Source organism: Pseudooctadecabacter jejudonensis (genome assembly GCF_900172275.1).
GTDB classification, from domain to species: Bacteria; Pseudomonadota; Alphaproteobacteria; order Rhodobacterales; family Rhodobacteraceae; genus Octadecabacter; species Octadecabacter jejudonensis.
In genome coordinates, this window is the sequence record NZ_FWFT01000004.1 from 261,267 (window position 1) to 274,677 (window position 13,411).

Here is a 13,411-nt window from a genome sequence, read left to right on the forward strand (position 1 = left end):
CCCGACCGGCGCACTATGCTAACGGCCAATATTGCAGCGTTCACCTGCGCTGCCCAGAGGGAGTGAATTAATCCATGTCAGCCTATTTGCCCAGCCTTGCGGATACGATGATCCGCCGCGCCGCCGCCCGTGTGTTTGCCCTGATCAGTCTTGCCTTTCTTGCGGCCTGCGATCTGCCTGTTCCCGGCGTCGGCGGGGGCAACTCCGGCCAGCAGATTGACCCCTCGGCGCCGGTTCAAGTGGCCCTGCTGGTGCCAGGTGGCACAGGTCAGGCGGAATTCGACGCCATTGCCGCCAGCCTTGAGAACGCCGCGCGCATGGCCATGGCCGACCTGAACGGGGCCGAATTGAATCTGCGGGTTTACAACACGGCCCGAAACCCCGCCCAGGCGAGCCAGATGGCAGCGGCGGCTTTGGCGGACGGGGCGCAGATCATTCTGGGCCCGCTGGACGCGGAAAGCGCCAATGCGGTGGGTCTGGTCGCGGGACCGGCCAATGTGAATGTGCTGGCGTTTTCAAACAACACCGCTGTGGCGGGTGGCAATGTCTTTGTGCTGGGCAATACGTTCGGCAACATCTCAGACCGGTTGGTGGATTACGCCGGACGGCAGGGGATCACACAATATATGATCGCCCATCAGGATGATCTGGCCGGCGCGGTGGGGCGCGACGCCATCGCAACCTCCATCCGGTCGGCAGGTGGGTCTGTCGTGGGCATTGAGGCCTACCCCTTCAATCAAGCCGGTATTTTTGAACGGTCCCCCGCGATTGCGGCTGCGGCCCAAGGCAATGGCGCGCAGGCGGTGTTCACGACCGACAATGTTGCCGGAGGCCTGCCGATCCTTGCCACTTCGCTGGTCCAGTCCGGCCTTGATACATCCCGCACGCCGCTGATCGGCCTGACCCGGTGGGACACGACCCCGCAAGCGCGCGACTTGCCGGGCCTACAGAATGGCCTGTTCGCGATTGGGGATGCGGGCCGCGAGGCCGCGTTCCGCAACCGGTATGAAACAACCTACGGCAACCGCCCGCATCCGTTGGCCTCTATCGCGTATGATGGGATTGCAGCGATTGGCGCACTGGCCGCATCGGGCGACCGCAATGCCCTGACACGCGGTTCGTTGACACGTGCGGCGGGTTTCGCCGGTGCGACAGGCCCCTTCCGGCTGCGCCCTGACGGGTCCAACCAACGCGCCTTGGCCATCGCCACGATCGTGAACAACGAAATCACCATCCTTGAGGCCGCGCCAAGGGCTTTTGGAACAGGCGGATCCTAACCTGACAGAGACGGACATCCCCGACGACCTGATATGCCCTGCGGACGATATTATCGACCGCAGGGCGCTTCGCATTGCGTTGACGGATTTGATCACATCCGACCACCAAGCCCCGCGCAGCCAGATCGTGGCCCTTCTGAAAGAAGCCTTGGTCACTGGACGCGCGCGGATCGCTGAGGCTTTTGCCAAATCTCCGTTTGAGGCCACCCCCACCACGCGGGCCTATGCCTATCTGACGGATGCCGTGGTGATTGAGGTCTATCATCTTGCCACAACCCTGCTGCACCCTGTGGGCAACCCCACAGAGGCGGAGCGGCTGGCCTTGATTGCCGTCGGCGGATCAGGACGCGGGGAAATGGCACCCCATTCCGACGTCGATCTGCTGTTTCTGGCCCCCTACAAAGTCACCCCCTGGGCGGAAAGCGCGATTGAATCGATGCTCTATATCCTGTGGGATCTGAAGCTGAAGGTGGGACATGCCAGCCGCACGGTGAAGGAGTGTATCCGACTGGCGCGAGAGGATTACACGATCCGCACGTCACTGGTCGAAGAACGTTATCTGACCGGCGACCGGGCCTTGGCTGCGGAGCTGACGACAAAACTGCGGTCTGACCTTTTTGCAGGCACCGTGCCTGATTTCATCGAAGCCAAGCTGGAAGAACGCGCCGAACGGCACCGCAAACAGGGTGGCCAACGATATATGGTTGAGCCAAACGTGAAAGAGGGCAAAGGCGGGCTGCGCGATCTGCAATCCCTGTATTGGATCGGTAAATACGTTCACGGGGTCAAAGACGCCTCAGAGTTGGTGAAACACCGCGTTTTCACCCAAGCCGAATATGAGGAATTCAAGGACGCCCATGAATTTTTGTGGGCTGTGCGGTGTCATCTGCATCTGATCACGGGCCGTGCCGCAGACCAGTTGACGTTTGATCTGCAGGTCGAGGTCGCCGCAAGGATGCATTACGCCGATGACACCGGCCGGCGGGCCGTCGAACATTTCATGCAGGATTACTTTCGCCATGCCACGGATGTTGGCGAACTGACGCGGATCTTTTTGACGGCCCAAGAAGACGCGCACCTGAAATCGGAACCGATGTTGCAACGTCTGTTCACCCGCCGCAAAACCGCCAAACCGCCCTATGCGATCAAACAGAACCGTCTGACGGTAGACAAACCTGCGACGTTTTTGAAGGATCCATTGAACCTGCTGCGCATCTTCGAAGAGGCGTTGCGCACGGGCACCTTGCTGCACCCTGATGCAATGCGGCTGATCAAGGCCAACCTTGATCTGATCGACGATGACGTGCGCGCCTCAAAAGAGGCGCAACGCATTTTTCTGGATACCTTGTTGAAGCACGGCAACCCCGAACGGGGCCTGCGCCGGATGAACGAATTGGGGGTGCTGGCCGCGTTTATCCCCGAATTCGAACCCATCGTCGCGATGATGCAATTCAACATGTATCACCACTACACCGTGGACGAACACACGATCCAGACGATCAGCCATCTGGCGCAGATCGAACGGGCGGAGTTGGATGATGAACTGCCCGTCTCTGCCGAAATCCTCAAAAATGGGATCAACCGCAAGGTGCTGTATGTGGCGTTGTTGCTGCATGACATCGGCAAGGGCCGTGATGAGGATCATTCGATCCTTGGCGCACGGATTGCGCGCAAAGTGGCACCGCGGCTGGGGCTGAACAAAAAGGAGTGTGAAACGGTCGAATGGCTGGTGCGCTACCATCTGTTCATGTCCGACATGGCGCAGAAACGCGACATTGCCGATCCACGCACGGTGCGCGGCTTTGCCAATGCGGTGAAATCTGTGGACCGGTTGAACCTGCTGTGCGTGCTGACCGTCTGCGACATTCGCGGCGTGGGACCGGGCACCTGGAACAACTGGAAGGCGGTTCTGATCCGCGCGCTTTATCGGCAGACCAAGTTCGCGCTTGAAAACGGGATGGAGGCACTGAACCGCGAAGAACGCGGGGTCGAGGCGCGGCGCAATCTGCGCGCGGCCCTCAACGCCCAGACACAGGCAGGTTGGTCCGAAAAAGACATCCGCGCCGAACTCGGGCGACATTACGCGCCCTATTGGCAGGGCCTGCACGTGACAGCCCATGTGGATTTCGCCAACCTGCTGCACGGCATTGGCACGGACGAGGTCCGCATAGAGCTGACCCCGGATGATGACCGCGACGCCACTCGCGTGTGTTTCGCCATGGCCGACCATCCGGGCATTTTCAGCCGCATGTGTGGCGCGCTGAGCCTTGTGGGGGCCAATGTGGTGGACGCCCGCACCTTCACCAGCAAAGACGGCTTTGCCACAGCCGCCTTTTGGGTGCAGGACGCCGACGGCAGCCCCTACGATGAGGCCCGCCTGCCCCGCCTGCGTCAGATGATCGAAAAGACATTGCAGGGCGACATCGTGGCCCGCGACAAGCTGGCCGACAAAGACAAGATGAAGAAACGCGAAAAGGCGTTTCGCGTGCCCACCCACATCACCTTTGATAACGAGGGCTCCGAGATTTACACGATCATCGAGGTCGATACCCGCGACCGCCCCGGCCTGCTGCACGATTTGACGCGCACCTTGGCCAATATGAACATCTACATCGCCAGCGCCGTCATCGCGACCTACGGCGAACAGGTTGTCGACACCTTCTATGTCAAAGACATGTTCGGCCTGAAATTCCACGCAGAGAGCAAACAAAAGACCATCGAACGCAAACTGCGTGAGGCGATCACCCAAGGCGTGGAACGGGCGCGGGCCTGACGTAAAAAATCCGGCACGACGGGCGTGCCGGAGGTTGAGGCAGTCCCCCGCGCCGCCCCCATCCTGCTGTCCGGTGAAACACCAAACCGGATGGATGACGTGCGCGGGGTGGAATGGCTTCGGGCCGCATGCCCCCCTCTTTCAGGCTTCCCTGCCAGCGCAATCGGGGGACCATGTCGGGCGCGAACCCGACCTGAACGCCGGATGTTATTCGCCAGAGACCTGACCGGCGACAAATTTGGTCGCACCCCACGCGTCGCTTGCGATCCCTTGGGCGGTGCCACAAGCGGTCATCATCACGAGGGCCAGAATGGCGAGTGGGGCTTTGATCAGTGTCGTTTTCATTGTCAGATCTCCTTTCGAAGCCAGCCCACCATGGGCCGGTGAACTGGATTTAGGGCCTTTCAATACATTAGTGAAATTCAAAATAATTGTGTTTAAAGCAACTTTTGCTTATATATTAGCGGATGGATATCGCCCTTTTGAAAACCTTCCTTGAGGTCGCGGCCACGGGATCTTTCGTGAATGCAGCCGACCGCCTGTTCGTCACACAATCCGCCGTCTCCCTGCGCGTGCAGCGGCTTGAAGAGACCTTGGGAAAGCCCTTGTTCACCCGGTCCCGCGCGGGGGCCGAAATGACACCTGCGGGACGGGAATTTGAACGTTATGCGCTCTCGATCATCCGTGTCTGGGAAGAAGCCCGCCAACAAGTCGCCATCCCCGAAGGCTTTGACCGGTCGCTGACCATTGGCGCGCAATACTCGCTGTGGCCGCGCTTGGGGTTTGGGTGGATCGACGCCCTGCGCCAAAATATGCCCGATCTCAGCATTCGCGCAGAACTGGGCATGCCCGACCGATTGACACGATTTCTCATCGAAGGCGTTGTGCAGGTGGGCTTGCTCTACATGCCTCAGCTGCGCCCCGGCCTTGAGGCCGAAAAAGTAACCGACGAAGATCTGGTTCTGGTCTCGACCGTGCCGGACGTCACCCTTGACACCGTGGGCGACAGTTACGTCTTTGTGGATTGGGGGCCCGAATTCGTAGGCGCTCATGCACAGGCCTTGCCGCATCTGACCAACCCAGGCCTGACCTTTGCCCTTGGCGCGATGGCGGGGGAGTATATCGTGAACCGACAGGCCTCTGCCTATCTGCCCGCGCGCTATGTCAAACGGATGATTGACGGGGGTAAAATGCATCTTGTCGCGGACGCCCCACGTTTTCCCTATCCCGTCTGGGCCGTCTGGCGTGACGACATGGACGCGGATCTAAGGCAGCAGGCCAGCGATCTATTGGTCCAGGTCGCCCATCAGGTAGACGATGACAGCGCAGCGGTGCTGGATCAGTTGCGCGCGTTGACCCACGGCGACACTATTGAGGTCATGGGCGCCACCCCACCGCCTGCTGACTGACCAACAGGCGTTTTCGCAGTGCGACGCGTCTGCCTTCATCTGACCCAAAAAACTCAAAATCCTCCCCCTCGCCCGTGCACAACTTCTGCATAGTGATTGCCCGGAGGCCGCGATAAGATGCGCAAAACGACACAGGCAATCACATGAAACCCATCCGACTGATCTCAGGCTTTCTCACCGTGGGCGTCTGGACGTTACTCAGCCGGATCATGGGCTTTGTGCGCGACATCATGATTGCGGGCTATCTGGGCACGGGGCCGGTGGCGCAGGCGTTCTTGATTGCGTTTTCCCTGCCCAACATGTTCCGCCGGTTTTTCGCCGAAGGCGCATTTAATATGGCTTTCGTTCCGATGTTTTCCAAAAAGGTCGAAAGCGGGGACGACCCAAAGGCCTTCGCGCAGGATGCCTTTGCCTTCATGGCCGTGGCGCTGTCGGTGTTTTCGGTTGTCTGCATTTTGGCCATGCCCTGGCTGGTGACGGCCATGGCGTCTGGGTTTCGCGGCGATGAGAGGTTTGATCTGGCGGTGCTTTATGGGCGGATCGCGTTTCCGTATATCTTGCTGATCTCGCTGGCGGCCCTGTTGTCGGGTGTTTTGAACGCGACGGGGCGGTTTGTGGCAGCGGCGGCGGCCCCTGTGTTGCTGAACGTGGTGTTCGTGGCCGCCCTGTTGATCAGCACCATGGGCGGGGCAGACGCGCCGGCGGACGCCGCCCAATCGACCGGCGCAGAGTGGACCGGCGCGCATCTGGCTTGGGCCGTGCCCGTGGGCGGTGTTGTACAGCTGGCGCTGGTCTGGTGGGCGGCCCGCCGTGCGGGCTTTGGCTTGCGGTTTGGCCTGCCCAGCTGGACGCCGGACTTGCGCAAATTGTTTATCATTGCGGGCCCCGCCGCGCTGGCAGGCGGCGTGGTGCAAATCAATTTGTTGGTGGGCCGACAGGTGGCCAGTTATTTTGACGGGGCGGTGGCGTGGCTCAGCTATGCGGACCGGCTTTATCAACTGCCCTTGGGTGTCGTGGGCATCGCTATCGGCGTGGTGTTGCTGCCGGATTTGTCGCGCAAATTGCAGGCAGGCGACGATGTGGGCGGACGCGATGCGTTTAACCGCGCAGCGGAGTTTTCGCTGGCGCTGACGATCCCTGCGGCGGTGGCCTTGGTTGTGATCCCGCTGCCGTTGGTCAGCGTGTTGTTTGAACGCGGCGCCTTTGACAGTGACGACACGGCGGCCACGGCGCTGGCCGTGACGGTCTATGGCCTCGGCCTGCCCGCGTTTGTGATGCAAAAGGCGTTGCAGCCGGTGTTTTTCGCCCGTGAGGACACGCGTCGGCCCTTTGGCTATGCGGTGGTGGCCATGGGTGTGAATGCCGTTCTGGCGATCGGTCTGTCGGTCTACATAGGCTATATCGCCGCTGCGATCGCCACGACCGTCGCAGGCTGGGTCATGGTGTGGCAACTGTGGCGCGGCAGCCGGACGATGGGAACCGCTGCGCGGTTTGATGCGCGGTTCAAGTACCGGTTCTGGCGGATTGTCTTTGCCGCATTGCTGATGGGCGGGCTTTTGATGGTGGCTGTGCTGCTGGTGGGCCCCGCATTGGGCATCGCGGGGGTGCGCTACGGCGCGTTGGCCTTTGTCGTGGTAGTGGGTATCGCGGGCTATTTCGCGCTGGGGCAGCTTTTGGGGGCGTTCCGCCTGTCAGAGTTCAAATCCTCGCTCCGCCGGTCGGGTGGCATGTCCTAAAATTCCGGAATTTTAGGGCCGTCGGAATAGGTATTTTTGACCCAAAGAAGCGAAGGTTGCGCGCCGTTTCAGGCCGGGTTGTAGAGCAGCTCAATCCGAAGGCCGCCCGGTTCGGCAAACATCATATGCACACGCGGTCCGGCCCCCATCGGTTCGGGCATGAATTCAACGACCACCCCCTTTGTTTTGGTCAACACATCTGCAAGTGACGTGAGCGTGTTCATGTCGGGCACCTGAAGGGCAAGGTGGTGCAGGCCCAGCACGCCTTTGCGATCAAAGGGGGCCGCTTGATCCGTTTGGACCTGCCACAGCGTCAGCCGCAGGACACCATCGGTGACCGTCGTGCGCGGATAGCTGGCGTCACGGGCGGTCACGTCCCAACCCAAGACGTCTACGAAGAACGACGTGGTCTGATCGAGATCACGGACGGTCAGCCCAAGGTGATTTAATCCTGTTGTCAGGGCCATATTGCTCACCTGCGGTTGCGCATGCGGGTGACGAAGGCCGCCCAGCCGCCCGGCGCCAGAAGGGGGGAGGCGAAGAGGCCGATCAGGAAGCCTGCGACCTCGGCGATCCAAGTGGGGGAGGATCCGAAGATCATGGAGTAGATCAACATGATCCCCAGCAAGATCCCGATCAGCTGGAAGGCCTTGAGCTGGTTTTCCCCGATCCGTTCCAGCGCGAGCCACATCATGTAGGTATACGCCCCAATGAGCCCGTAGACCCCAGGGTATGCGCCCACAAGTGCTGTGTTTTGCCACGACAGCCCGCCGTAGACCACAGCGCCCCCCACTGAGGACACCCCAAACAGCAGGATAAAATTGAGGGGGTGGAATTTCTCGCCCACGAATTTGCCCAGTGCCAGTAAAAGAACGACGGCCCATAGGGCGTGGGTGAAATTGACGTGGATGAAGGTGTAGGTGATCAACCGGCCTGCCATATCCAACGACCAATCGCCACGCTCAAAAATCTGCGTCCAGACGGAGGGCGCGAAGGCGTAGTCCTGAAAGGCCTGCGCCCGCCAGCCCACGCCCGCGGCCCCGCCGACATACCCCATGGCGGCCGCTGACAGCGTCAGTTCGATCCCCGCCAGTACCAAAGCCAAAATCAGCGGCACTGGCGGAACGGAATTAAAGGGGCTTTCTTCGCGCATAGGCGGGTTCCATTTGGTTGACGGGACAATAGGGCATGGGTAAGCCAGCCTCACCCTGAAATCTAGGCTTTGGAGCGTTCCATGAGTGCCAGCACCTTCACCCCGCGCGTTTTCTCCGGCATCAAACCGTCTGGCGGTTTGACTTTGGGCAACTATCTGGGTGCGATCAAACGCTGGGTGGACATGCAAAGCCCCGACATGGAGACGATCTATTGCGCGGTGGATCTGCATGCGATCACCGTGTGGCAGGACCCCAAGGGCCTCAAAGGGGGCACGCGTGAGATTGCCGCCGGATTGCTGGCTGCGGGTATTGATCCTGAGCATTCGATCCTGTTCAACCAGTCACAGGTCAAGGAACACACCGAGCTTGCGTGGATTTTCAACTGCGTGGCCCGCGTGGGCTGGATGAACCGCATGACGCAGTTCAAGGACAAGGCGGGCAAGAACGCCGAGAAGGCGTCGCTGGGGCTTTATGCCTATCCGTCGCTGATGGCCGCCGATATCCTGATTTACCATGCCACCCACGTGCCCGTGGGCGAAGACCAAAAGCAGCATGTTGAGTTGACGCGCGATATTGCCAACAAGTTCAACAACGATTTCGGCGTTGATTTCTTTCCGGTGACCGAACCGGTCATTGAGGGCCCTGGCACCCGCGTGATGAACCTGCGCGACGGCACCAAGAAGATGTCGAAATCCGGTGAAAGCGACATGGAGCGCATCAACATGCTGGATGATGCGGACACCATCGCCAAGAAGTTCAAGAAGGCCAAAACAGACCCTGACGGGATCCCCATGGATCTGGACGGATTGGCGGGACGGCCTGAGGCGAAGAACCTTGTTGATATTTATTCGGGCCTGTCTGACATGACACCGGCTGAGGTTGTGGCCGAATATGCAGGTGCGGGATGGGGCACGTTCAAACCGGCGCTGGCCGATCTGGCGGTCGCGAAGCTCGCCCCGATTTCAGATGAGATGAAACGTCTGATGGATGATCCGGCGGAGATCGACCGCAAACTGGCCCAAGGGGCGGACAAGGCGCGGGCCATTGCGACGCCGATCCTTGAGAAGACTTATGATATTGTGGGCTTGCTGCGCGGCTGAGGTCTGACATTTGACCTTGTGAGGGGCGCGAGTGTTGAGAGCGGCCCTCCGGGGGGAGTTTGTCTGGTCAGATGAAGCAAAGGCACACGCAGATGTGTCCGCGCATTTTCGCACATAGGGTGAGCAGTGGTGGGTGTTTTGTGCACCAACTGCTGGCTATAGATCGGTGGGGTGAAAGGAATGCCCCATGAAAGATCTTGAAACCCTTACTGCCGCCCCGACTGTTGGGCACATTCATTTAAAGGTCGCCGACCTTGAGCGCGCCGTTGCGTTCTACCGCGATGTTCTTGGGTTTGAGGTCACCGCCCGCATGGGGCGTCACGCCGCATTTCTTGGTGCGGGCGGCTATCACCATCATATCGGGCTGAACACCTGGGAAAGTCAGGGGGCTGCGCCTGCGCCTGCTGGGTACACCGGTCTGTATCATGCGGCGTTTTTGTATCCCACCCGCGCGGCTTTGGCCGATGTGGTGACCCGCGTGCTTGAAGCTGGCGTTTCGCTGGATGGCGCGGCCGATCACGGGGTGAGCGAAGCTGTGTATCTGCGCGACCCAGACGGCAACGGGGTTGAGCTTTATGTGGATCGTGACCCTGCCCTTTGGCCACGCGATGCGAAGGGAAATTTGGCGATGGTGAATGCGCAACTGGATATGGCCGATCTTTTGGCCTCACGTTCATAATTTTGATACCTATTGCCGCCTAGATGGCGGCACGTGCCGCACTCTTGTCCCTCGTGTGGGCATAGCAAAGCGCCGAAAGCCCGTCCCTGGCTTTCGGCGTTTTTTCGTCTGGCTGACTGGACCGCTGGCGCGGGCCTGATAGGGTTTGCCAAACTCCGGAGGATAGAATGGCGACAGGCACCAACATTCGTACGTATTTCGAAGGCCAGTGGCATGACGGCGATGTGCCGCTGATGCGGGCGGCGGATCATGGCATGTGGTTGGGATCGGGCGTGTTTGACGGCGCGCGGGCCGTTGGCGGGATGGTCCCCGATCTGGATTTGCACTGCGCGCGTGTCAATCGATCAGCCGAGGCTTTGATGCTGACACCCTGGGTGAGCACCGAAGATATGGTCGCCATTATCCGTGAGGGGTTGGCGCCCTATGGCGACCGCGCTGTTTACATCCGGCCCATGTACTGGGGCCGCGATACCGGATATTCCGCCATTGTCCCGGGGGAGGACAAAGCCGGCTTCGCAATTTGTCTTGAAGAAATCCCCATGCCCCCCGAAGACGCGACCACCACCGTCACGACCACGCGGTTCCGGCGTCCCGTGATGGAGGACGCGGTCTGCAATGCCAAGGCCGCCTGCCTCTATCCAAACAACGCCCGCATGTTGGCAGAGGCGAGGGCGAAGGGGTTTGGCAATGCGCTGGCCTGCGATGCCATGGGCAATCTGGCCGAAAGCGCCACGGCCAATGTCTTTCTTGTCAAAAACGGGGAGGTGTTTACCCCCATCCCGAATGGCACCTTTCTGGCGGGCATCACCCGCGCGCGCCATATTGCCAATCTTCGGGCCGATGGCGTGACGGTGCACGAACAGGTCCTGACGTTGGACGATGCACGCGCAGCAGATGAGATGTTTCTGAGTGGCAACATGGCCAAGGTCACGCCGATCACCGCCTTTGACGACATTCACTATCAAGTGGGTCCGATCACGCGGCGCGCGCGTGATCTGTATTGGGAGTGGGCCAAACGCTCCGCATGAGGGGGGCGGTGTTGACGGGGCTGCATCTGCTGCCATTTGTCCTGACACTGACGGCGGTCGCGTGGTTTTTGGCGCAGTCGCCGTTTTCGGCCCCCATGGTTCAGGCCACCACAGCACAGATTGACCGGACGCTGACCCGTGCCATGGCCCGCGACGTGGATCGCGCGTGGCTTTTGCCACGGGTGCAAGACGCGTTGCTGGCTGAGGATCTGATGCGGTTGGATCTGTTGTTGGGGTTGGCCAATGACCATGGCGTCGTGCTGCCCCGCGAACTGATCGAGGATATCGCGGCCCTAGATGCGGCGACGTCGGGCTTTGTCGCGCGAACCACCGGCTGCGGGGCTTGTGCCGTGGACATCACTGCCTGTGAAACCCTGTCCCAGATTAGCCTGTGTGCCATTCCGTTTGAATTGACGCCTGCGGGCGATGTGAATGCCCTGCGCCGTGCGGGGGTGGATTACCTGTCAGGCGGGGACATCGACCGACTTGATGTGGGGTTGGCTGTCATCGGGCTGGGGGCGACGGGCGCCGTCCTCGCCACCGGCGGGTCCAGCTATTCGGTGAAGGCGGGGGCGTCGGTGCTGCGGGCGGCGCGGCGGTTGGGCATGGTGACCCCGGCGTTGGCCGCACGACTGACATCGCTGGTGGGCGATGCGGTGCGCTGGGACAGGCTGGGCGATCTGGCCCGCGGGCGCGCGGCCCCCCAGGATCTGATCGTCACCGCAAAGATGGAGGAGCTGACGGGTTTGGGCAGATCATTGGGCCGCATGGCCGACACCACATCCGTGGCGGAGGCCATGACCCTGCTGCGCTTTGTCGACACCCCGCAAGAGGCCGCCCGTCTGGCCCGTGTCACCGACGCCATCGGGCCGCGCACACGGGGCGCGATTGAGGTGCTTGGCAAATCCCGCGTGTTGCGAGCCACCGTTCGGATCAGCAATCTGGCCATTGGTGCCGCCGCGGCCCTTTATCTGGCGGTCCTTCAGGTCCTGATCTTTTGCGGCCAACAGGGCTGCAACCTTTGCATCAGGTCCCTGCGCAGGCGGATGCCGCGTCAGATATAGGTTGCACGGCGCGGATCACTTGGTCATTGCTAATCACGGGCGGGCCAACGGCCCTCTGATGGGAGAACGACATGCGCAAATTCCTCGTCATTCTGGATGACAGCCGTGAATGCCTGAACGCCATGCGGTTCGCCGCAATGCGGGCGGCCAAGACCGGCGGCGGGGTTGAAGTCTTGTCGATCATCCCCCCCGATGAATTCAATCACTGGATCGGGGTGGCTGACATCATGCGCGCCGAAGCCCGTGAACGGATCGAAGTGCACTTCGAAGTCTTCGCAAAGTGGATGCGCGACAAACAAGGCATTGATCCGGAACTGGTGATCCGCGAAGGCGTCCCCGTGACAGAGATCCTCGCACAGGTTGAGGCCGACCCAGACGTCGGCGTGCTGGTCTTGGGCGCGGGCACCGACAAAAAGGGCCCCGGCCCCTTGGTCACGCAATTGACCAAGTCCGCAGGTGATCTGACGATTCCCATCACCATTGTTCCGGGCGACATGTCCAAAGAGCGACTCGAAGCGATCACCTAAAACACCACGTTCGCGCCCCAAACACCCCCGTACCTGTAGCAATAGGCAACGGGCGCGTGTGCTATGTGACAAAACCCTTTGAAAACAAGACATATTGCTCACCCGGGTGAGAGGGACGTGTAACAAATCCACGGCCGAAATTTTTCTGTTCACAAGCGTTGTGATCGAATGCAACAGACTGCGGTCCGTTTGCGCACAGATAAGGGGGCTGATCTGTGCAGCTTTGCGCAAAACCTGCATGGATTCGCAGGTATTCACCAAAAAATAAGGTTCCGTGCATTTGCGCACAGAAGCACGTGAAAAAGCGTTACTCGCAATCGGCCGGTGCAAGGCGCAAATTCATCTCATCGAAACGCAGCAGACACGCTGCAACACACAAGCCGCCCTACCACGGGCAACCAACACACCGCCCCACAAACGGGGCACATCATACACCGCCCCAGACGGGCACCGAAAGGAAATATCATGTTCAAGACACTTACACTCGCCGCCGCCGCCGTTGCCGCAACTGCTTCCATCGCTTCCGCTGAAAGCTATATCTCCAACTTCGTGGAAAGCCAGTCCCGTGACACCCAGGTTGAGCTGGGCACAGTCCGCGCTGCTGCTGACGGTGTGGTCGAAGTTTACGCCTACCACGGCGGTGAGCTGGGCGCGCTGCTGGGCT

Annotated in this window: 12 protein-coding genes and 1 pseudogene; 10 read left to right on the forward strand and 3 right to left on the reverse strand. The window is 60.5% G+C overall.

Annotated elements, in window-relative coordinates; genetic code table 11:
• Positions 1-74 precede the first annotated feature (74 nt).
• Both PSJ8397_RS13420 and PSJ8397_RS13425 read left to right on the forward strand, forming a co-directional pair.
• Entirely contained in the window at positions 75-1,277 is a 1,203-nt protein-coding gene (locus PSJ8397_RS13420; protein ID WP_085865117.1) for a penicillin-binding protein activator, read from the forward strand.
• Complete coding sequence (locus PSJ8397_RS13425) at positions 1,237-4,050, forward strand: [protein-PII] uridylyltransferase (RefSeq protein WP_235000753.1); 2,814 nt, start codon at positions 1,237-1,239, stop codon at positions 4,048-4,050. Before PSJ8397_RS13420 ends, PSJ8397_RS13425 begins: the two co-directional genes overlap by 41 nt.
• 207 nt (positions 4,051-4,257) lie before the next feature.
• Here the strand turns inward: PSJ8397_RS13425 and PSJ8397_RS17060 are convergent, their stop codons facing one another.
• Positions 4,258-4,395 (reverse strand): hypothetical protein, encoded by a 138-nt coding sequence (locus tag PSJ8397_RS17060; protein WP_159453152.1) that lies wholly within the window; start codon positions 4,393-4,395, stop codon positions 4,258-4,260.
• 122 nt (positions 4,396-4,517) lie between these two features.
• Between PSJ8397_RS17060 and PSJ8397_RS13430 the strand changes: the two genes are divergently transcribed.
• Together PSJ8397_RS13430 and murJ are read left to right on the forward strand one after the other, a co-directional pair.
• Positions 4,518-5,459: a LysR family transcriptional regulator gene (locus PSJ8397_RS13430; RefSeq protein WP_085865119.1), complete on the forward strand. Its 942-nt coding sequence runs from the start codon at positions 4,518-4,520 to the stop codon at positions 5,457-5,459.
• A 143-nt stretch (positions 5,460-5,602) separates the two neighbouring features.
• Positions 5,603-7,195: a murein biosynthesis integral membrane protein MurJ gene (murJ, locus tag PSJ8397_RS13435; RefSeq protein WP_085865120.1), complete on the forward strand. Its 1,593-nt coding sequence runs from the start codon at positions 5,603-5,605 to the stop codon at positions 7,193-7,195.
• Positions 7,196-7,263: 68 nt separating this feature from the next.
• Here the strand turns inward: murJ and PSJ8397_RS13440 are convergent, their stop codons facing one another.
• On the reverse strand, positions 7,264-7,662 hold the full coding sequence (locus PSJ8397_RS13440) for a VOC family protein (protein ID WP_085865121.1): 399 nt from the start codon (positions 7,660-7,662) through the stop codon (positions 7,264-7,266).
• A gap of 5 nt (positions 7,663-7,667) precedes the next feature.
• A complete protein-coding gene (locus PSJ8397_RS13445; RefSeq protein WP_085865122.1) occupies positions 7,668-8,348 on the reverse strand; it encodes a rhomboid family intramembrane serine protease in 681 nt (226 codons plus the stop codon).
• A gap of 81 nt (positions 8,349-8,429) precedes the next feature.
• Here PSJ8397_RS13445 and trpS point away from each other — a divergent pair, with 81 nt between their 5' ends.
• The 6 genes and pseudogenes from trpS to PSJ8397_RS13475 all read left to right on the forward strand — a co-directional run.
• On the forward strand, positions 8,430-9,449 hold the full coding sequence (gene trpS / locus PSJ8397_RS13450; protein ID WP_085865123.1) for a tryptophan--tRNA ligase: 1,020 nt from the start codon (positions 8,430-8,432) through the stop codon (positions 9,447-9,449).
• A gap of 187 nt (positions 9,450-9,636) precedes the next feature.
• A complete protein-coding gene (locus PSJ8397_RS13455; RefSeq protein ID WP_085865124.1) occupies positions 9,637-10,128 on the forward strand; it encodes a VOC family protein in 492 nt (163 codons plus the stop codon).
• 167 nt (positions 10,129-10,295) lie between these two features.
• Positions 10,296-11,156, forward strand: a complete 861-nt coding sequence (locus PSJ8397_RS13460; RefSeq protein ID WP_085865125.1) for a branched-chain amino acid aminotransferase — start codon at positions 10,296-10,298, stop codon at positions 11,154-11,156.
• Positions 11,153-12,220, forward strand: coding sequence for a hypothetical protein (locus tag PSJ8397_RS13465; protein ID WP_085865126.1), 1,068 nt, complete (start codon positions 11,153-11,155; stop codon positions 12,218-12,220). The genes PSJ8397_RS13460 and PSJ8397_RS13465 overlap by 4 nt, the downstream gene beginning before the upstream one ends.
• A gap of 71 nt (positions 12,221-12,291) precedes the next feature.
• Complete coding sequence (locus PSJ8397_RS13470; RefSeq protein ID WP_085865127.1) at positions 12,292-12,747, forward strand: universal stress protein; 456 nt, start codon at positions 12,292-12,294, stop codon at positions 12,745-12,747.
• Positions 12,748-13,212: 465 nt separating this feature from the next.
• Positions 13,213-13,411: pseudogene (locus PSJ8397_RS13475) on the forward strand (hypothetical protein); the annotation flags it as partial.